The sequence below is a fragment of the Bradyrhizobium sp. CIR18 genome (assembly GCF_014198295.1).
Lineage (GTDB): Bacteria > Pseudomonadota > Alphaproteobacteria > Rhizobiales > Xanthobacteraceae > Bradyrhizobium.
Genome location: NZ_JACIHF010000006.1, coordinates 18432 through 38161 on the forward strand (window position 1 = coordinate 18432; position 19730 = coordinate 38161).

Genomic DNA, 19730 nt, shown 5'->3' on the forward strand with positions numbered 1-19730 from the left:
GTTGGTCTTCCATCGACTTTGCATCGTTGGGCGGTAGGTTTTTCCCGCTAATTCCACGGGAAACCAACTGGAGCACCTTCGCCCTTTTCGCGCCCTGCAGATGCAGACTGAAGAGGGTCTGGGGCCACGAGATTGTGTTGCCCTACGTCCGATGCCCCCTTCTTAGGTATAAGGCCCCCGTCTGCCAGACGAACAAGCGTGAACCGTCCAGAGTCTTCTTCTGTGATCTTCCTCGAATCGTACAGCGCGTGATACTTGAGACGCTCCTTATCGCGCGCGAACCAAAGCACGTAATCGGCGACGCCACCAAGATATTCTGCGTAAGTGGATCCGGCCTTCTGTACGGTGATCTCCGAGATGAAGTTTGCACTACCAAACACCTCATCCATTACCGCCCGAACGCGATGAACATTCTCGTCTCCGATCTGCACGAAGATCGAACCGCTCTCGGTCAGCAAATCTTGCATCGCAGTGAAGCGGTCCCGCAGATAGGTTAGATAGCTGTGAATGCCGTCCTTCCAAGTATCGCGGAAGGCCTTCACCTGCTCGGGCTCGCGGCTGATGTCCGCCTGCTTACCGTCCTTGACGTCGCGCGACTGCGTCGAGACCTGCCAGTTCGAGTTAAACTTGATACCGTAGGGCGGGTCGAAATAGATGCACTGGACCTTACCCTGCAAGCTCTCACGCTCGGACAGGCTCGCCATCACCTGCAAGCTGTCGCCAAGTGTCATGCGATTCGACCAGTGCCCATCGTGCTTGTAAAAGCCGTCCTCGACCCAGTCCTGCGGCAGTCCATTGAAATCAGCAAACATATCCGGCGCTTCGGTTCGCGCCTCGCGCGTTCCCGCCGTGCGACGCCTGAGGTCGGCGATGATCGCCTGCGGCTGGATCTTCTCCTGGATGTAGAGCGGCGGCACGTTGACGACGAGGTCGGACCAGTCCTGTTCGTCTTTGCCGCGCCAGACCAGCTGCGCATCCGACAGCGTCAGCTTGCCGGTCTCGGCCAGCTCCTTCATCTGCTCCGGCGTGATGGTGATCTTCGTACCGTTCCAGATCAGTTCGGGCGCACGCGGCTCCTCGGCGGTTCGGGTCGTGCCTTCGGCGAGCGGCCGGGCGCGCGGATAGTGCTTGGGCGGCATCGGCGAGGCGTCCTCGTCGCGCCGGAAGAAGCTCTCCATCTCCGCCGTCGGAATATTGCGCCGGCTCGCCGCGTCGTGCTTGAGCGCATCGACCTGCTTGGACGATTTCGGCGATTTGGACGGTTTGGTCGGGCGTGTCATCAAGCGGGAACCTCAGTTTCGGCCCATAACGACGGATAGCGATTCCGCAGCCACGGGTACCAATCTGCTTCCGGCCATGCGGTCAGGGGAGCGAAGGCGTCCTCTATCGACATGGAGATAAAGTCCTGCGGATTTGCCAACAACGACTTGAAGACGTCGAAGGCATCGTCACCGAATCTGCGCAGCCCGGGCGAAGTTACCCGATGCAGCAGACGATTGCCTGAAGGTGATAGGTGGAGAACACGTGCCCGGTCGATCTGCGGATCACCTGCCTCTGTATGCCATGCGAGCATCTGCTGCCGGAGCATCTGGTAGAACGGCTCATAGAAGAGTTCGTCCAGGATAACTTTCGCATCGGCGCAAATCGGCCCGTTCGGCTGACGAAAGATATGCTCATAGCGTTGCCGACGCGTCGCATTACCCCTTGGATTGAGAGGTTGGCCATAACGCTCGGTGTATTTCCATTCGATCAGCAGCAGATTGTTGCGGCCTTGAACGTCCCGATACAGCATTGCTGCATCAGCGGCGGTGGCGTTGGCGCCTCGTTTGCGTGGCGCGCCCTGCTTGCCCTCGTTGAGATGATCGGTTTCGCCGATCCATTCGAAGGTGACAAACCAGGGCTGGCCTGCACGATCCGACTCGATTGGCAACATCTCGGACGCCTGATCGGCTGTCACATGTTCAACCCACCGGCGCAGCAATTCCGGCTTCGCGGCGAATGGCAGAAGGAAATTGAGGCAGCATACCTGGGATGAGAGCCCATGATTGGCGTGCTTGTGCCATTGGATCGCGGGCTTCGCCGAGAACAGGCGGTCCGCCGCTTTTCGTATCGAGGGCGCCAGATTCAATTCGCGGCAGGCCGGGGGAATGCGGTATGCGGCTCCCGCGTAACCGTGATTCGGGGCAAGGTTTTCGGTGAACCAAGCGCCCTGAATCCTGCGCTGCTCGGCATCGAACGACGGTTTGTTCATCATGCTCCTTCCTTCACCAGCAGCCGGTCGACCAACGCAGCAAAATCTTCTTCCATGTTCGCCCAGTCGCGAAACTCCTTGAAGTGCCAGCGTCCGAAGCCCCCAAGTGCATTGACACCAGGTACCCAAAGGTCGCGAGACGTCTGCGCCTTAGCCTTGTCGCCCTCGTCGCGGTCGCCCTTGACTTCGAGGATCATGTTCAACGGCTCGTCGCCGCCGACATCGAGACGGACGAGGAAATCGGGCACGTAGCGTCGCATCACGCCGGCATCGAGATAGGGAATGTCGAAGCCCATCGCCTGGTTCTTGGCGTAGGCGAGCACGCGGGGATGGTTTTCGAGTGTCAACGAGAGCTGCTCTTCCCAGCTGCTGTCGAGGACGACATGGCTGATGTGGCACTTCGGTGGCTGCGCACCTGTCTTCCATACTGGCTTGGATGTGATGAAGTTAACGAAGCGCGTCGACCCCCGGGGATTGTAGGGATCGAGCACAGCCAGAAGCCGTCCCTCGCTGCCTCGCGTGAGCGCGATATCGATCTTCTCCGCAGCGCGGGTGAGTTGATCCTGATACAGGATCGCACCGATCGGTACGCCCTTAGTGACCAGATAGCCTTCATCGAGCCATTTTCGCGCAATGCGCTGGATCTGGGGAAACAAATGTTGTTTGGGGAAGCCCTCGTCATCGCGAAAATGGGTATAGAGAAGATGCTTGGCCAGGTTGAAACTGATTTCTGAAGGCCGCAACCGCTCCAGGACTTGCGGCGTAATAGTCACGCCCGCACCCACGATACCTTCCATGACGACTGAGGTCGGGCCGATATCGACGGGCGTTATCTCCAGCCGGCTGTCCGCGGTAAAGGCAGCTTCCAACTTCTCGGAAGGTAGGTCGCGGCGATAGCCGCTGACGCGCGGGAAACGGATTTCGAGCTCAGCTCTCTCCTTGATCGCGTGGACTCGTGTGACCGGCTTGGGCGCGATCGGCTTCGTTTTCTGCGGAGAGGCGGCGAAATCGAACGGGATACCCATGATGTCGGCATATTCCACGTCGAATAGGCCGGTCTCCGGATTGAGATCGTAGGACTGGCGTCTCAGGCCGCGGCCAACCACTTGCTCGCATAACAGCTGCGTGCCAAATGCACGAACGCCGAGGATATGAGTGACCGTGTTGGTGTCCCACCCTTCGGTCAGCATCGACACCGAGACGACGCACCGAATCTGCTCACCGAGCCGGCCGGCGCGACCGACGGTGTTCATCACTTCGCGCAGCAGCTCGCTCTCGCTAGTTTCGCCCTGTGCGTTGCCGGCTCCTTCGCGGGCTGCAAGTTCGCGCTTGAATTGTTCGATCTCCGGGCCGGCCGCCTCGCGAAACCCCTTGTCCAGAGCATCCCCGGATTCGATCTGGCGCGAATCAATCAGCAGCGTCCTCGGGCGAGGAAGGCGACGCCCTTCTTCATCATAGTTTCGAAACAGTTCGAGATGCCCGGCATGGAAGGCCGCGCGTTCGTCCTGCTCCGCGTTACCACGCTCGAAACCGGCGATCCACTCGAACACGAGCTTGGAAATCGCAGTGTTCTGACACACGACGATGAACACCGGCGGCACACCGATGCCGGCGCGTTGCCAGCGCTCGAATTCGCCTTCGTAATGGCTGTAGAGCGCGTTGAGCGCGGTTCGAAGCATGTTCGGAAGGTCGAAGGGGCTAAGCTTGTTGCCCCCCGCCGCGGTCTTCGGCAGGTCCTTGCCGATATGCTTCCACAGATGGCGATAGACCACCGTATCAGTCTGCACAAGATTGTCGGTCACTGGCACGCGCGGCAGCTTAACGATGCCGCTCTCGATCGCGTCCATCAGGTTGAAATCGGACACGACCCAGGGGAACAAAGTTCCTTCTTCATAACCCGAGCCGCGCAAGAAAAAGGGGGTAGCGGACAAATCGTAGACTGCCCGAACACCTTTCGAAAGTTTGCGGTTGAGGGCCTTGATGCCGTTGATCCAAAGCCTGGCAGCCTCCTCGTTCTCGGCAGCCTCCTTCTTGTCCTCTCCTGTCAAGGGACCTTCGACGTCATCGCCGACCTTATGCATGTAGCAATGATGAGCCTCGTCATTGATGACGTTGACGCGGTCATAGTTCAGCAGCTTGCCGCAAGCCCTTTCGAGCATCTCCGCTTCCGTCTCGGTCGTCTTAATCGATTCGGGCGCGTTGCCTTGCAGGAAGCTGCGCGCGACCTTGGGCAGGGACAAAGTCTTGCGATGCTGAAACGAATGGTAGTTGGTGATCACGATCTCGGCGCGGCGAACCTCCGGCAGCATTTCCGGCGGTACGATCTCGCGAGTCTCGTAGTAGTTGTCCGGCTCGCTCGGGAGCAGCACGCGAAGACGGTCGCGAATTGTAATGCCGGGGGCTACGATCAGAAAGGCGCGGGAAAAATCCTTCGAGTCCTTACGTGCGGCGTTGACCGTCTGCCATGCGATGAGCATCGCCATTACGGTGGTCTTCCCGCTGCCCGTCGCCATCTTCATCGCTAGGCGGAACAGTTCCGGATTGGCTTCCGCGTTGTTCGTGAGAAGCCGATCCAGGATTCCCTTCGTCGCCGCACGCTTCGGAGCGACCTCGGTCAGCCATATGATGGTCTCGACCGCTTCGATTTGGCAAAAGAACGGGCGTTGGGCGACGAACTCGTGATTGCGCCAATATTCGAGCAGCCGTTGCGTGGTCCCAGTCACGCCCCAGTCGGCCGGATTACGGAGCGCACGCCAGTTATCGAGATGACCACGAATTTCGTTGATCAGAGCGTGGTCGGTGTAAGTTTCAAGATCGAGCGAGGCTTGATTGCTCGATGCCTTCTTCCTGGAAGCGGGCACGGGCACGATCAATCGGGACGGTCGACGACCGCGCCGCGGCTCCCCCTCGAGGGGCTGGCCGTTGTCGTCGAGGGGATGGTGCAGTTCTGGTGCCCGGTACGGCGAGTTCAGAATCGGCCGATCGTAAAAGCTAGTCAATTTCCTTGGTCCGCCCCGAAATTATCTCGGCCTGACATGATGCACGCAAATCGAGCGCATATGGGCCACCTACCATACTGTAGGTTGAAGGCTTCGGATGAGCCATGGGCAAAATGGATAACTGACAAATCGGGTTATGGCGGAGAGGGAGGGATTCGAACCCCCGATAGGCTTGCACCTATGCCGCATTTCGAGTGCGGTGCATTCAACCACTCTGCCACCTCTCCTGAAGGCGCCATGGTAGGAGCAGGGCCCCTGTGGTTGGGGGCGTTAATAGGCGAGGATGGCGGGCCAGACAAGGCGCGCGGGGCGAAAATCCGCTGCCTGTTTCGCCCTCTGCCCGCCTTTTCCCGGCGCGAACGGGGGGAAAGGCGGTCCGATTAGCGATTTGCCCCGTTTTTCGCGCGCGCGAGGCGTCCGCTTCGACAACCCCAATGCGGAGACACCCTCTCCCCAACCCTCCCCCGCGAGCGGGGGAGGGGGCGCACCGCCTTCGGAGCGGGCGTCTCATTGCGTGTTCGAAAAAAACGGGGTGGGACCGCCAGACGCGGTAAACACTGGCGGTCCCTTGCCGCTCATTGCAATACTGGCTGGGAAGGGCGGCTTCGCCGGCCAGGTGAGGCGACAATTCGACCCTAGCGTGCGGCCTCGGCGCCGCAACGCAATCCGGTCCTTAACCTAACCAGTCAAGGTTACTCTGGAGCCCGCTGCCGTTCCGATGACACCGGAACGGGGCTCCAGATTCCTCGTTTTGCGCGTTTTCTCGACGCGAACCGGTGTCCACTTCGCTTGAAAACGCGCAGCTAGTCGCTTTTGGCGCTGTCCTTGTTGTTTTCCTTGTTGTTTTCCTTGTTATTTTCCTTGGCCTTTTTCTTGCCGTTCTCCGTACTGTCCCGGTCCTTGGCGCTCTCCTTGCGGCGGTTGGTGAAGCGCGCATTGCCAAGGCCCGTGCCGATGGTGAGCACGCCCCAGCGCTCGACGTCCTGCATGAACGGCACCTCGGAGAGGCCCTGAACCACGCCGTCATTGTGCATCAGGATCGCGGTGTCGTGCTCGCCGATCTCGGGGATGCCCTCGATCAGGCTCGCCGGCAGGTTGAACTTGCTGCTCTCCCAATTGCCCGGCAGGTTCTGCGCGCCCTTTTCGATCGAGCCGTCGGCGTTGATCACGCCGGGACAGGCGATGCCGATGAAAGGCGCGAGCTTGAAGCCGTCGTTCTCGGCGTCCGCGATCAGCCCCTTCAGCATCTTGGTGAGCCGCTTGACCGCGCCTTCGCGCGTCGGCTCGTCGTCGGCATGACGCCACAGCTCGGATTTCACGACCTTGGCCTTCGACAGATCCTTGGCCTTCCTCCAGTTGGTCTCGACCAGGCCGCAGCGGATGTTGGTGCCGCCGATGTCGACGGCCAAAATGCTGTCATAGGCCTCGAAGATCCAGGACGGCGCCAGATGCAGCGCGCCGAGCAGGCCGGCTTCGTCGGGGTGATGGCGAATCGGCATCATGTCGATCTTGAAGTCCTCGGATTTGAGGATGATCTCGGTGCGCGCGATCGCAAGCTCGCCGAGCCGGGAATCGCGGAAGCCGCCGCCGACCACGATGCGCTCGGTCTTGGCCCAGGCCTTGGTCTTGAGGAAACGCCGGGTGACATAGGCGAGCTCCTGGGCGAAATCCTCGATCGCGCTGTGCACCACCGCGGAGGCCTCGGTGTCGTCGCCGACCAGGATGGCATCCAGCGTCTTCTTGCTGATCTCCTCCGAGGGCTCCTTGCCGAACGGGTCCTCCCCGGTCTTGCGCAGCGGCTTGCGCCAGCGGTCGAGGATGTCGCGGAACGCGCCCTTGCTGGCGCGATCGCCGAGAAAGCCGTCCTCGTCCTTCATCTCGATGTTGAAACTGTCGATCTCCACCGACGGCAGCCGCTCCGCGCCGTGATGGGCGATGCCCGTCGCCTTGACCAGTTCGTCTGTTGCCATGGTAAGCCCTTGCCCGCATGTCGATTTGCGAGGACAACGGCAAGGGAACCCGTTGGTTGCAATGCTACCCCGCAGATTCGACGGGGCGCCGGAAGAGGTCCAAATCCTTCAAATCCGGACGTTTTCCGCGGTTTTCCTTGACTCTTCCCTGCCGGCGGCTATAAGTCCCACACCCGGCGCGGGGCGTTTCTCGCGCCGCTTGTTTTTGCGTGGGTTTTCAAAGGGATAACTCCCGCCCGCACAAAACTCGATAAACCCATAGCGACTGACAAAAAGCCGACCCCGACGATACCAGTCGCGAGGCCGGGATTGAACACGGAGAAAAAAACGATGTTCGCAGTCATCAAAACCGGCGGCAAGCAATACCGCGTCGTGCCGGATGATGTTCTCGAAGTAGGCAAGATCGAAGGCGAAGTCGGCTCGATCGTGCAGCTGAATGAAGTTCTGGTGGTCGGCGGCGACACGCCGGTGCTGGGCATTCCGACGGTCGCAGGCGCGTCCGTTGCGGTCGAGGTGCTCGACCACAAGCGCGGCCCCAAGGTCATCGCGTTCAAAAAGCGCCGCCGCAAGAATTCGCGCCGCAAGCGCGGCTATCGCGACGAGATCACGGTGCTCCGCATCTCCGAGATCCTGACGGATGGCGCCAAGCCCACCAAGGGCCCGCGTCCGAAGAAGGAGAAGGTGGCGAAGGAGCCGGCAGCGGAAGCCGCCGAGTAACGCAGAATCGATCACGCCAATTCACGAATTGATGCGTGAGAAATTTTGAAATGATTCCGTCAAGGAATTGATCTAGAAATACGCAGGATTTCGGAGACGAGCCATGGCTCACAAAAAAGCAGGCGGTTCATCGCGCAACGGTCGCGATTCCAAGGGTAAGCGCCTCGGCATCAAGGCGTTCGGCGGGGAAGTTGTGATTCCCGGCAACATCATTGCGCGTCAGCGCGGCACCACCTGGCACCCGGGCCTTAATGTCGGCATGGGCACGGACCACACTCTGTTCGCCAAGATCGAGGGTCGCGTCACGTTCCAGGCCAAAGCCAACGGCCGCACTTTCGTATCGGTGCTCCCGCTCGCAGAGGCGGCTGAATAGACGGTGGATCAAATTGGAGTCCGCCGGTCCTACCAAACCGGCGGAGTCCTTAAGATCGCAAGAGATCGAAGGCTCCAAGGGGGAGGCGGGAAACCGGCCTCCCCTTTTCTTTTGACTTGCTCACTTTGACTTAGTGACTTTCACGGAGCCGGACATGTTGCAGGATTTCTCGAGCGCGACCTTGGCTGAGGCGAGACCTGGTGTCGTCGCCACCAAACGGCTGACCTTGCGGCGGCCGACCCTCGCCGACGTCAGGACCATCGCCCGGCTCGCCAACGACCGCCGCGTCGCGGAAAACACCCGCCGCCTGCCACACCCCTATTCCCAGGACGACGCCGTCGCCTTCGTCCGCACCACTGCCGCGCTCGGCAGCGAGACCGTGTTCCTGGTCGAGCACGATACCGGGCCGGTCGGCATGGTCGGCATCGACTGCTCCACGCCTGGCAATGCCGAGCTCGGCTATTGGCTCGGCGTCGAGCACTGGGGCCAGGGCTTTGCCACCGAGGCCGCGCGCGGCGCGATCGACTTCTTCTTCGAGGAGTTCGAGGACGAGCACCTCTATGCCGGCGCGCGCGTCACCAATCCCGCCTCGCGCAAGGTGCTGGAGAAGTGCGGCTTCCAGTGGAGCGGCGTGCAGCTGCATCGCTTCCTGGCGCTGGGCTCGTCGACGCCGGTCGACTGCTTCCGTCTGTCACGCGGCGTGTGGGCGTCGCTGAAGAGCTGGAGCAGTGCGCGAAGGATGAGGTAGGGGGCACACTGCGTCCTCAATCACCAGTGTCGCCCCCGCGAAAGCGGGGGCCCATAACCACAGGGAGGAGTGTGAGGCAAAGCGCCCACTCCGAGTCTTCGCAAAACATCTCCCTGTGGGTATGGGTCCCTGCGTACGCAGGGACGACGGCGTGAGTGGGGTTACGCCGGCGGATTCACTTCCACGCTCTCGCGACCCAAATCCCGTTCGCGCAAGTAGATGTAGAACCCCGCCCCGATGATGATCGCGGCGCCGATGAGTGTGGCCATTGACGGCACGTCGCCGAACACGACGAAGCCGAAGATCACGGCCCAGACAATCATCGAATATTGATAGGGCACGACGACGCTGGCCGGCGCCAGCTTGAGCGAGCGGTTGACGCAGAACAGCGCGGTGACCGAGACGCATCCGGCCAGCGCGAAGATCACCAGGCTGCCAGGGGTCGGCGGCACCCAGTGGAAGGCGGACAGCACCGCGCCCAGCGAAAACGTGCCGATGAATTGCGAGGATGCCATCACGATGTCGGGCGTCTTGCGCAGGCTGCGGGTGATCAGCATCAAGGTCGCAAACGACAGGCTGCCGCCGAGCGCGATCAGCGCCGGCAGGCTGACGGTCTGCGCCGACGGCCGCAGCGCGATCAAAACGCCGCAGAAGCCGATCAGGATCGCGGTCCAGCGCCGCCAGCCGACCTTCTCCCCTAAGAAGATCGCCGACATCGCGGTGACGAAAATGGGACCGGCGAGATAATAGGTGATGACGTCGGCGAGCGGCAGATAGACGGTAGCGAGGAAGAAGGCGGCGACCTCGAGCGTCGAGAGCACGACGCGAAACAGCTGCAGCCACGGCCGTTCGAGGCGGACGAAATCATGACGCTGCCGCCAGATCAGCGGCGCGAGCAGCAGCAGCGCCGCGCAGGCACGCAGGAACAAGAGCTGCCCCACCGAATAAGTCCCGACCAGGAACTTGCCCATGGCGTCGCCGAACGAGAACATGAAGATCGACAGCACCATCAGCCCGATGCCGGCGAGGCGCGCGGAGCGATCGTCATAGGCGGAGAGGTTCTTGAACAGGGGCATCGAATAAGTCGGACTGTGAGAGGTCGTCATCGCGAGCGAAGCGAAGCAATCCAGACGGTCTCCATGGCGGCAGTCTGGATTGCTTCGTCGCTACGCTCCTCGCAATGACGGGCGGAGAGAGCGCAGAAAACCAGCGGTAGAGTTCGCTTGCGGTCGTTTTTAATGACGTGAGCCGCCGCGGCAACCCCGCGCAAGCCGAATTGAACGGATTGTCGCACTCTTCGCATCGCGGTAGCGATAAGCGCCCCGCAGATAAAGTGAGCATGGACATGACCGATTTCGATCCGACCCAGCATCGCATGATCCCCACGCAACGCTGGTTTGAGGATTTCGTCATCGGCGAACGCTTCGTGCTGCCGAGCCGGACCCAGACCCCGGCGATATTCGCCGCATTCCAGACCGCGAGCGGCGACACCCATCCCGTGCACTATGACGTGGAATATTGCCGCAGCCGCGGCATGCCGCATCTGCTCGCCCACGGTTTTCAGACGCTGATCCACACCGCGCCGGGCGCCGGCCTGTTTCCGTTCATGGTCGAGGAGTCCCTGGTGGGCTTCCTCGAGCAGTCGAGCCGGTTCCTCAAGCCCGTGTTTGCCGATGACACCATCTACCCCGCGCTCGAAGTCACCGAACTGGTGCCGGGACGTACCACCGGCGCGGTGACGCTCCGCAGCACCGTGTTCAACCAGCGCAAGGAGCTGGTGCTGGAGGGGACGCAGAAATTCCTGATCCGGCGCCGGCCGACTGGTTAAGCAAGGGGCGAAATCGCGAGAAATTCGGCCGATTTGCGGGTCTATCCGGGTTGCCGCGGGAGACCTGCTGGCCTACCTATGGCCCATGAAATTCCTCGACGAAGCAAAGGTCTATATCCGCTCCGGTGACGGCGGGAACGGCTGCGTGGCGTTCCGCCGCGAGAAGTTCATCGAATTCGGCGGCCCCTCCGGCGGCAATGGCGGCCGCGGCGGCAACGTCATCATCGAGGTCGCCGACGGCCTCAACACGCTGATCGACTACCGCTACCAGCAGCACTTCAAGGCCCAGAAGGGCGAGAACGGCTCAGGCTCGGACCGCCATGGCGCCAACGGCAAGAACATCGTGCTGAAGGTGCCGATGGGCACGCAAATCTTCGACGAGGACCGCGAGACGCTGATCCACGACTTCACCAAGGTCGGCGAGAAGTTCGTGCTGGCCGAGGGCGGCAATGGCGGCTTCGGCAACGCGCATTTCAAGACGTCGACCAACCGCGCGCCGCGCAACGCCAATCCCGGCCAGGTGGGCGAAGAGCGCTGGATCTGGCTGCGGCTGAAATTGATCGCCGATGCCGGCCTCGTCGGCATGCCCAATGCCGGCAAGTCGACCTTCCTCTCCAAGGTCAGCGCGGCGCGGCCGAAGATCGCCGACTATCCCTTCACCACGCTGCATCCGCAACTCGGCGTCGTGAATGCTGACGGCCGCGAATTCGTGCTCGCCGACATTCCCGGCCTGATCGAAGGCGCGCATGAAGGCACCGGCCTCGGCGATCGCTTCCTCGGCCATGTCGAGCGCTGCCGCGTGCTGCTGCATCTGATCGACGCGACCTGCGAGCACGCCGGCAAGGCCTACAAGACGGTGCGCAAGGAGCTCGACGCCTATGGCGGGCTCTTGACCGACAAGATCGAGATTGTCGCGCTGAACAAGATCGACGCGGTCGAGCCGGACGAACTCAAGAAGCAGAAGGACCGGCTGAAGCGCGCCGCCAAGAAGACGCCGCTGCTGCTCTCCGGAGTCACCGGCGATGGTGTCAAGGAAGCACTGCGTGCGCTGGTCGAGGTGATCGGCGAGGCCCCGGTGTCGGCCAAGGCCAAGAGCGCGGCCGAAGCGGAGCCGTGGTCGGCGTGATTGTCGTCCCTGCCTAGTGCGCAATTGCGCACGGGGCGCAGGGACCCACACCGCGTGATCTCTCGATTGCGGATGGTCGTAGTACCGAGCATCGAGTCTTCGCCAAACCACGCCCTGTGGTTATGGGTCCCTGCTTTCGCAGGGACGACAGTGGAGGATGCGGCTACGCGTACGCGCATCACCGGCTTGTCTTCGCCCCTCCAATAGCGCAGCATCGAACAATCAAGAAAATGCAGGGATGACGCATGGCGCGGGCGAAGAACGTTCTCTGGATCATGTGCGACCAGCTTCGCTATGATTATCTCGGCTGCACCGGCCATCCCACGCTGAAGACGCCGAACATCGACGCCATGGCGAAGCGCGGCGTGCTATTCAGCAAGGCCTATGTGCAATCGCCGATCTGCGGTCCGTCGCGGATGTCGTTCTACACCGGCCGCTACATGCGCTCGCACGGCTCGCACTGGAATGGCTGGCCGCTGCGCGTCGGCGAGCCCACGCTTGGCGATCACCTCAACAAGATCGGCGTGCGCAACGTGCTGGTCGGCAAGACCCACATGGCGCCCGACCTCGAAGGCATGAAGGCGCTCGGCATTCCCCCGGAATCGATGATCGGCGTGCATGTCGCCGAATGCGGTTTTGAACCGTATGAGCGCGACGACGGTCTGCATCCGACCGGCCGCCCGCGACCGAAATACGACGAGTATCTGCGCCAGAAAGGCTTTGACGCCGCCAATCCCTGGGAGCATTGGGCCAATTCGGGCGCGGCGGAAGACGGTAGCTTGCAGAACGGCTGGCTGCTGGTGCATGCCGACAAGGCCGCGCGCGTGCCGGACGAGCATTCCGAAACGCCCTACATGACGCGCCGCGCGATGGACTTCATCGGCGAGGCCGAGACCGACGGCCGGCCGTGGTGCCTGCATCTGTCCTACATCAAGCCGCACTGGCCCTATATCGCGCCGGAGCCCTATGCCAGCATGTACTCGACCTCGGACATGATCCCGGCGATCCGTTCGATGCGCGAGCGGCAGAATCCGCATCCGGTGTTCGGCGCCTACATGGACATGCGCTACTCCCGCAACATGGCGCGCGACGATGCCCGCGAGAAGGTGATCCCGACCTATATGGGCCTGATCACCCAGATCGACGACCAGATAGGCGTGCTGATGAAATTTCTGGAGCAACGCGGCCTGCTGGAAACCACCATGATCGTGTTCACCTCCGATCACGGCGATTATCTCGGCGATCACTGGATGGGCGAGAAGGATTTGTTCCACGAGCAGTCGGCGAAGATCCCGCTGATCATCATCGACCCTTCGCAAGAGGCTGACGCCACGCGCGGCACGCGCAGCGACGCGCTGGTGGAGGGAATCGACCTCGCGCCGACCTTCGTCGATTATTTCGGCGGCAAGGTGCCGGGCCACATCCTCGAGGGACGTTCGCTGCTGCCGCTGCTGCGCGGGCCGACACCGCCGGACTGGCGCAAGGTCGCGTTCTCCGAATACGACTATGCCATGCAGGATGTGCGGCTGAAGTTGAACCAGCCGATCGAGCGCTGCCGCCTGTTCATGGTGTTCGACGGCCGCTGGAAATACATCCACGCCTCCGGCTTCCGCCCGATGCTGTACGACCTCGAAACCGATCCGCAGGAATATGTCGATCGCGGCGACGACCCTGAGTGCGCCGGCATCATCGCGCGGTTGCAGGCCGAGCTGTTCGACTGGGCGCTGCATCCGAGCGGTCACATCACCACGCCCCCCGAAAAGATCGCAGCCTATGCCGAGAACCAGCTCCAAGTGAAAGGCGGCTTCCTGATCGGCATCTGGGATGAGAAAGAGCTCGACGCGATCAAGGACGGCATCGCGCAACGCGCGAAGATGTAAGCCAAATCATCGCTCGGTACGTCTTAAGGGCGGTCCACGAGTCGTCCTTCGAACTCCGGTTTGCCCGGAACCAGAAAGAGGCGATACCACTCGACATCTTTTCGCTGGGCGAATTCGACATCAGCGAGCTTCGTGCTCTCGCCGAGGCTCAATTGATCGATTCCAAGATTTTGCGCGGCCGCATAGATCGAATAATCGCCCGGCTCCACGTCTGCGGAATATGCAGGCTCATTGTCGATCACCGACATGACGTGAACGCGTCCGCTCTCGGATCGGAAGTGGACGCAGGTGATCCGCTGCCATTCATCGAAGGAGGGCGGCCGGCTAGCGGCAACCAGCTCGACCCAATGGTCATTAAGATCAGCTTCGGTATTGATCATGCGGAACGTGGGCGCGCCTGCAAAGCCCCGTTTGGTTTTCTCGTCATTCCAATTTTCATCAGCACCAAGCGGTCTGCGCGGATCGTCGCAGACGACGATCTGATAGTGACTCGCAAACAACCGCGCGGCGCAAGCAGCTGCTGTTCCATTAGCAGAGATCCACTTCACGATTACGGTTCAATTCTCGATCTTGTATCCCGTCGCCTTGACGATCGGCTGCCAGAACGCCGTGTTCGCGGCGAGCTCCTTCGAAAGCCCGTCCGCATTGCTTCCGACCGGAATCAACCCGATCGCGGTGAGCTTCTCCTTCACCTCCGGCTTGGCCAGCATAGCGACCGCGGCTGCGCTGAGCTTTTCGGCAAAATCCGGCGGGCTGCCGGCGGGGAGCCACATGCCGTACCAGCCGTCGGCAACGAGATCGATGCCGCTTTCCTTTAGCGTCGGCACATCGGGAACGAACGGCGAGCGCTCTGCGCTTGCAATCGCGAGGATCCTCACGCCGTTGGCACGATGCTGCGCGATCGCATCGGATACCGTGGTGATGCCGAACGGCAGATGGCCGGCGATGAGATCATTCATGACCAGCGCACTCCCGCGATAGGGCGCCCGGGTCATTGAAAGACCAAGGATCTGTTCAAGTCGCCATCCGAGGAAGTGCGGGATGTTGCCGCTGCCTGGTGTCCCATAGGCGGCCTTTGCGACATTTGCCCTCAACCAGGTGACGAGTTCACTAAAACGACCCACCCCGATCGCGGGACTTGCAACGACGGCAAACTCGAAGCGAACGAGTTGCGACACGGGGACGAAATCCTTGGCCGCGTCGAAGCTCGGTTGATTCTCCACCATCGGCAGCAGGTACATGGTCGGACCGGTCGTCACCAAGATTGTATTGCCGTCCGAGCTTGCGCCCTTCACGGCCCTGATTCCGATCAACCCGTCACCACCGGTACGATTCTCGACGATCATGGTTCGCCCAAGCGGGGCGCCGAATTGCTCGGCGATGAGACGACACAAGGCATCACCGCTGCCGCCTGCCGCGAACGGGAAGATGATGCGCGTCAGCGGACCGGATTGAGCATGTGCGCCAATGGCCTGCGCCAGCAAGGGCAGCGAGAGGCCTCCGGCAATGAAGCTGCGTCGGTCCACGTCATCCTCCCTCGTTATTGATTATTCGAGGCATAGACTGCCCGGGCCTCGGCCGACAAGGGTGCCGTTAGGCCTATTTACTGGCTCCTCTGCCTTGCGCCGGCCACCGTCCTGCTGCAAAAGCTAGCCGCATCGGCGCCGCCCCTTTTTGCTCCGCCGGACCAACGACAGAGCAATTTGACGACCGCCATGGCCAGCCCCGAACTCAGTCAATTCCGCCGCATCGTCGTCAAGGTCGGCTCCGCGCTGCTGGTCGATTCCGACAAGGGCGAGGTGCGGGCGTCCTGGCTCGCCGCGCTCGCCGACGACATGGCCAAGCTGCACCGCGAGGGACGCGACGTCCTCGTCGTCTCCTCCGGCTCGATCGCGCTCGGCCGCAGCCGCCTCAAGCTGCCGCGCGGCCCGCTCAAGCTGGAAGAGAGCCAGGCCGCCGCCGCCGTCGGCCAGATCGCGCTGGCGCGGATCTGGTCCGAGGTGCTCGGCGCGCACGGTATCGGCGCCGGCCAGATCCTGGTGACGCTGCAGGACACCGAGGAGCGCCGCCGCTATCTCAATGCACGTTCCACCATCGGCAAGCTGCTGGAGTGGCGCGCGATCCCCGTGATCAACGAGAACGACACGGTCGCCACCAACGAGATCCGCTACGGCGACAATGACCGCCTCGCCGCGCGCGTCGCCACCATGGCGAGCGCCGACCTGCTGGTGCTGCTGTCCGACATCGACGGGCTCTACGACGCCCCGCCGAAGAACAATCCGAACGCAAAACTCATTCCGGTGGTCGAGAGCATCTCCTCGGAGATCGAAGCCGTGGCGGGAGACGCCGAGTCCGAACTGTCGCGCGGCGGCATGCGCACCAAGGTCGAGGCGGCCAAGATCGCGACCACCGGCGGCACGCATATGCTGATCGCCTCCGGAAAGATCGAGCATCCCTTGCAGGCGATCGCCGACGGCGGCCGCTGCACCTGGTTCCTGACGCCGGCCAATCCGATCACCTCGCGCAAGCGCTGGATCGCGGGCACGCTGGAGCCGAAGGGCACACTGACCATCGACGCCGGCGCCGTGACGGCGCTGCGCGCCGGCGCCAGCCTGCTGCCGGCCGGCGTGATCAAGGTCGAGGGCCAGTTCGCCCGCGGCGATGCCGTGATCGTGCGCGGCCCCGACACCAGCGAGGTCGGCCGCGGCCTGATCGCCTACGACGCCGAGGTCGCCGAGCGGATCAAGGGCCGCTCCTCCCCGGACGTGATGACCATCCTCGGTATCAGCGGAAGATCGGAGATGATCCACCGCGACGATCTGGTGGTGGGCGGGTAAAGGCGAGAAGGGGCGTATCGAAGATCAGACGTTTTTGTCGAGCTTCCGCGCGGCCAGCCGCTCACGTCCTCGAGCCTTGATGCGTTCGATCCACTGATCATCGATCTCTTCCATTGGTCCGCTGTCGAAACCCTTCTGGATTTCGGCTCTCAGCGCCTCAAGCTTGGCCTTTCGTCGCTCTTCGCGCTCCTCGACGGTCGGCATCGCAGACTCCATTATTAGGCATTGATATTCCGAGATATTTTGGCGTCCCGCAAGTCGTGGCCCAACCAGGCCATTGGCCGAGCCGGCAGCGCGGACCGGGCCTCAGCCATACCCTCCACGGCCTTCGCAAACGCGGGATTTCCGTGCTAGGACACCGCCTTAGCAGAAGGTTTTGACCCCCATGGCCGCCCCCCTCAAAGCCGTCGACGGCAATGCCGATCTTCAGGCGCTGATGTCCGATCTCGGAACCCGTGCCCGCGCTGCCGCGCGCGTGCTGGCGCTGGCGCCGCCGGAGCAGAAGAACCGGGCGCTGGAGGCCATGGAGCGGGCGATCCGCGCGAGCTCTGCGGCGATCCTCGCCGCCAATGCCGAGGACGTCGCCGAAGCCCGTGCCTCCGGCAACGCCACATCCTCCTTCATCGACCGCCTGACGCTGACGCCGGCCCGCATCGAGGGCATGGCCGATGGCATCGGCATCGTACGCGGCATCGCCGATCCCGTCGGCATCGTCACCGAGAGCTGGCAGCGGCCGAACGGCATAAGGATCGAGCGCGTGCGCGTGCCGCTCGGCGTCGTCGGCGTGATCTTCGAGAGCCGTCCGAACGTTGCGGCCGACGCCGGCGTGCTGTGCCTGAAGTCCGGCAATGCCGTGATCCTGCGCGGCGGCTCGGACAGTTTTCGGTCCTGCCGCGCGATCCATGAATGCCTGGTGCAGGGCCTGCGCGAGGCGGGCCTGCCCGAAGCTGCGATCACGCTGGTGCCGACGCGCGACCGCGCGGCAGTCGGCATGATGCTCTCGGGCTTGAACGGCGCGGTCGACGTGATCGTTCCCCGCGGGGGAAAAAGCCTCGTCGCGCGCGTCGAGCAGGAAGCGCGCGTGCCTGTCTTCGCGCATCTCGAAGGCGTCAACCACGTCTATGTCGATGCCAGCGCCGACCTCGCCATGGCGAAGTCGCTCGTGCTCAACGCAAAAATGCGCCGCACCGGGGTCTGCGGCGCGGCCGAGACGCTGCTGGTCGATCGCGCGGCGGCCGGCAAAAATCTGAAGCCGCTGGTCGAGATGCTGATCGAGGCGGGCTGCGAAGTGCGCGGCGACGAAACGGTGCAAGGAACGGATGCGCGCGTAAAACCTGCCAGCGAAGACGATTGGGACACCGAATATCTCGACGCGATCATCGCGGCGAAGGTCGTCGACGGCGTCGACGGCGCGATCGCGCACATCCAGAACCATGGCTCGCATCACACCGATGCGATCGTGAGCGCGGATGAGGCGGCCGCGAAGAAATTCCTGAGCGAGGTCGATTCCGCGATCGTGCTGCACAACGCCTCGACGCAGTTCGCCGATGGCGGCGAGTTCGGCTTTGGCGCCGAGATCGGGATTGCCACCGGCCGCTTCCACGCCCGCGGCCCTGTTGGCGCCGAGCAGCTGACGAGCTTCAAATATCGCGTTCACGGCACCGGACAGACGCGGCCGTAAGCAACGTCGCGGGGCGGGCATTGAGCAACAATTTCGTCGTGCCGCGTTTCGTGGCGCAAGCGGTCCCGCCCCACACGGAGGGCATGCGCATCGGCCTGCTCGGCGGCTCGTTCAATCCGCCGCATCAGGCGCATCGCGCGATCAGCCGGTTCGCGCTCCAGCGATTGCAACTCGATCGCGTCTGGTGGCTGGTGACTCCAGGCAATCCGCTGAAGCAGAACGGCAATCTGCATGAGCTCGGCGAGCGCATGCAGGCCGCGCGCGACGTCGCCGATGATCCCAGGATCGAGGTCAGCTGTCTCGAATCCGTCATCCGTACGCGCTACACTATCGACACGATCAACACCTTGCGCCGCCGCTTCTCGGGCCTGCGCTTTGTCTGGATCATGGGCGCCGACAACCTCGCTCAATTCCATCGTTGGCAGGACTGGCGGCGCATCGCCGGCCAGGTCCCGATGGCAGTCATCGATCGCCCGCCGCAGAGTTTTCGCGCCCTCGCCTCCCCCGCAGCCCAGGCGCTGGCACGCTACCGCCTGCCCGAGAGCAAGGCAGCGCTGCTTGCGGACCGGCCGGCGCCGGCCTGGGTATTCCTGACCGGATTGAAGCTGAATCTGTCCTCAACGGGCTTACGGAACCCGGACGGGAGCTGGAAAGGTAAAATGTGAGGACGAGGGGCGTGGATGTGGTGTGGGCTTTCGCCTCTCTGGCATATTGAAACCCTTAACCCCACATGATGTAGTGTAACCAGTGAGCGCGGATTCGGCGTTCGCGATACAGTGAAAGGAATGGTCCCTGACCACATCTGTATTGTCCAAGTCAGCTTCGACGAAGTCTGTTTTACCCAAGGTTGCCAAGCCGGCGCGTAAAACATCAGCCAAAGCTGCGGCCTTGAAGGCGCAACCCGACGCCGACAAGACGCTGAGCCTGATCCTCTCCCGCCTCGAGGACATGAAGGCGGAAGAGACGGTCACCATCGACCTTCGCGGCAAATCGGAGTACTCCGACTACATGATCGTCACCACCGGCCGGGTGAACCGGCACGTTGGCGCGATCGCGGAAAACGTCGCCAAGGGCCTCAAGGAAAACGGCATCAAGAACATCCATGTCGAGGGCTTGCCCAATTGCGACTGGGTGCTGATCGATTCCGGCGACGTGATCGTGCACGTGTTCAGACCCGAGGTCCGCGAGTTCTACAATCTCGAGCGATTGTACACGCAGGGCCCAGGGGCGGCGAAGGCGATCTAGGCTGATCGAGCCGATTTCGAATCGGCTGACGCGCATGCTAGCGTCGTGCGCGCGCCATTTGCGCGCGGTCTTGAA

At 62.4% G+C, this 19730-nt stretch carries 18 protein-coding genes and 1 tRNA gene; 10 read left to right on the forward strand and 9 right to left on the reverse strand.

Annotated features, from left to right (window positions below; all coding sequences use genetic code 11):
- Positions 1–47 precede the first annotated feature (47 nt).
- From GGD65_RS20300 to GGD65_RS20320, 5 genes are all read right to left on the reverse strand, one after another.
- Positions 48–1280 carry a DNA methyltransferase gene (locus tag GGD65_RS20300; RefSeq protein WP_183236423.1) on the reverse strand — a complete coding sequence of 411 codons (1233 nt, stop codon included), beginning with the start codon at positions 1278–1280 and terminating at the stop codon, positions 48–50.
- A complete protein-coding gene (locus tag GGD65_RS20305; protein WP_183236424.1) occupies positions 1280–2254 on the reverse strand; it encodes a PGN_0703 family putative restriction endonuclease in 975 nt (324 codons plus the stop codon). Before GGD65_RS20305 ends, GGD65_RS20300 begins: the two co-directional genes overlap by 1 nt.
- Complete coding sequence (locus GGD65_RS20310) at positions 2251–5250, reverse strand: BPTD_3080 family restriction endonuclease (RefSeq protein WP_183236425.1); 3000 nt, start codon at positions 5248–5250, stop codon at positions 2251–2253. The genes GGD65_RS20305 and GGD65_RS20310 overlap by 4 nt, the downstream gene beginning before the upstream one ends.
- 137 nt (positions 5251–5387) lie before the next feature.
- Positions 5388–5477, reverse strand: a tRNA-Ser gene (locus GGD65_RS20315).
- A gap of 576 nt (positions 5478–6053) precedes the next feature.
- Positions 6054–7220: an ROK family protein gene (locus GGD65_RS20320; RefSeq protein WP_183236426.1), complete on the reverse strand. Its 1167-nt coding sequence runs from the start codon at positions 7218–7220 to the stop codon at positions 6054–6056.
- A gap of 330 nt (positions 7221–7550) precedes the next feature.
- Here GGD65_RS20320 and rplU point away from each other — a divergent pair, with 330 nt between their 5' ends.
- The 3 genes from rplU (at position 7551) to GGD65_RS20335 (ending at position 9058) form a co-directional block, all read left to right on the forward strand.
- A complete protein-coding gene (rplU, locus tag GGD65_RS20325; RefSeq protein WP_008538808.1) occupies positions 7551–7937 on the forward strand; it encodes a 50S ribosomal protein L21 in 387 nt (128 codons plus the stop codon).
- Between the two features lie 103 nt (positions 7938–8040).
- Complete coding sequence (gene rpmA / locus GGD65_RS20330) at positions 8041–8310, forward strand: 50S ribosomal protein L27 (protein ID WP_008137923.1); 270 nt, start codon at positions 8041–8043, stop codon at positions 8308–8310.
- 154 nt (positions 8311–8464) lie between these two features.
- A complete protein-coding gene (locus GGD65_RS20335) occupies positions 8465–9058 on the forward strand; it encodes a GNAT family N-acetyltransferase (protein ID WP_183236427.1) in 594 nt (197 codons plus the stop codon).
- Between the two features lie 161 nt (positions 9059–9219).
- Here the strand turns inward: GGD65_RS20335 and GGD65_RS20340 are convergent, their stop codons facing one another.
- On the reverse strand, positions 9220–10134 hold the full coding sequence (locus tag GGD65_RS20340) for a DMT family transporter (RefSeq protein WP_183236428.1): 915 nt from the start codon (positions 10132–10134) through the stop codon (positions 9220–9222).
- A gap of 269 nt (positions 10135–10403) precedes the next feature.
- On the opposite strand from GGD65_RS20340, the gene GGD65_RS20345 reads away from it, so the two are divergent.
- From GGD65_RS20345 to GGD65_RS20355, 3 genes are all read left to right on the forward strand, one after another.
- A complete protein-coding gene (locus tag GGD65_RS20345; RefSeq protein ID WP_183236429.1) occupies positions 10404–10886 on the forward strand; it encodes a MaoC family dehydratase in 483 nt (160 codons plus the stop codon).
- An 85-nt stretch (positions 10887–10971) separates the two neighbouring features.
- A complete protein-coding gene (gene obgE / locus GGD65_RS20350; protein WP_028139191.1) occupies positions 10972–12012 on the forward strand; it encodes a GTPase ObgE in 1041 nt (346 codons plus the stop codon).
- 245 nt (positions 12013–12257) lie between these two features.
- Positions 12258–13892, forward strand: a complete 1635-nt coding sequence (locus GGD65_RS20355) for an alkaline phosphatase family protein (protein WP_183236430.1) — start codon at positions 12258–12260, stop codon at positions 13890–13892.
- A 23-nt stretch (positions 13893–13915) separates the two neighbouring features.
- Here the strand turns inward: GGD65_RS20355 and comJ are convergent, their stop codons facing one another.
- Together comJ and GGD65_RS20365 are read right to left on the reverse strand one after the other, a co-directional pair.
- Positions 13916–14440 (reverse strand): competence protein ComJ, encoded by a 525-nt coding sequence (comJ, locus tag GGD65_RS20360; RefSeq protein ID WP_183236431.1) that lies wholly within the window; start codon positions 14438–14440, stop codon positions 13916–13918.
- Positions 14441–14449: 9 nt separating this feature from the next.
- Positions 14450–15418 carry a Bug family tripartite tricarboxylate transporter substrate binding protein gene (locus GGD65_RS20365; protein WP_026202084.1) on the reverse strand — a complete coding sequence of 323 codons (969 nt, stop codon included), beginning with the start codon at positions 15416–15418 and terminating at the stop codon, positions 14450–14452.
- 189 nt (positions 15419–15607) lie between these two features.
- Between GGD65_RS20365 and proB the strand changes: the two genes are divergently transcribed.
- The gene (proB, locus tag GGD65_RS20370) at positions 15608–16729 is read left to right on the forward strand and encodes a glutamate 5-kinase (protein WP_092261418.1); all 1122 of its coding nucleotides are present in this window, start codon (positions 15608–15610) and stop codon (positions 16727–16729) included.
- 24 nt (positions 16730–16753) lie between these two features.
- On the opposite strand, the gene GGD65_RS20375 is transcribed toward proB, so the two are convergent.
- Entirely contained in the window at positions 16754–16933 is a 180-nt protein-coding gene (locus GGD65_RS20375; protein ID WP_312017726.1) for a hypothetical protein, read from the reverse strand.
- Between the two features lie 181 nt (positions 16934–17114).
- On the opposite strand from GGD65_RS20375, the gene GGD65_RS20380 reads away from it, so the two are divergent.
- The 3 genes from GGD65_RS20380 to rsfS all read left to right on the forward strand — a co-directional run bounded on the left by GGD65_RS20380 (position 17115) and on the right by rsfS (position 19655).
- Positions 17115–18410: a glutamate-5-semialdehyde dehydrogenase gene (locus GGD65_RS20380; protein WP_183236432.1), complete on the forward strand. Its 1296-nt coding sequence runs from the start codon at positions 17115–17117 to the stop codon at positions 18408–18410.
- Between the two features lie 20 nt (positions 18411–18430).
- The gene (locus GGD65_RS20385; RefSeq protein WP_018318846.1) at positions 18431–19075 is read left to right on the forward strand and encodes a nicotinate-nucleotide adenylyltransferase; all 645 of its coding nucleotides are present in this window, start codon (positions 18431–18433) and stop codon (positions 19073–19075) included.
- 223 nt (positions 19076–19298) lie between these two features.
- Complete coding sequence (rsfS, locus tag GGD65_RS20390) at positions 19299–19655, forward strand: ribosome silencing factor (RefSeq protein ID WP_183236433.1); 357 nt, start codon at positions 19299–19301, stop codon at positions 19653–19655.
- The last annotated feature ends 75 nt before the right edge of the window (positions 19656–19730 follow it).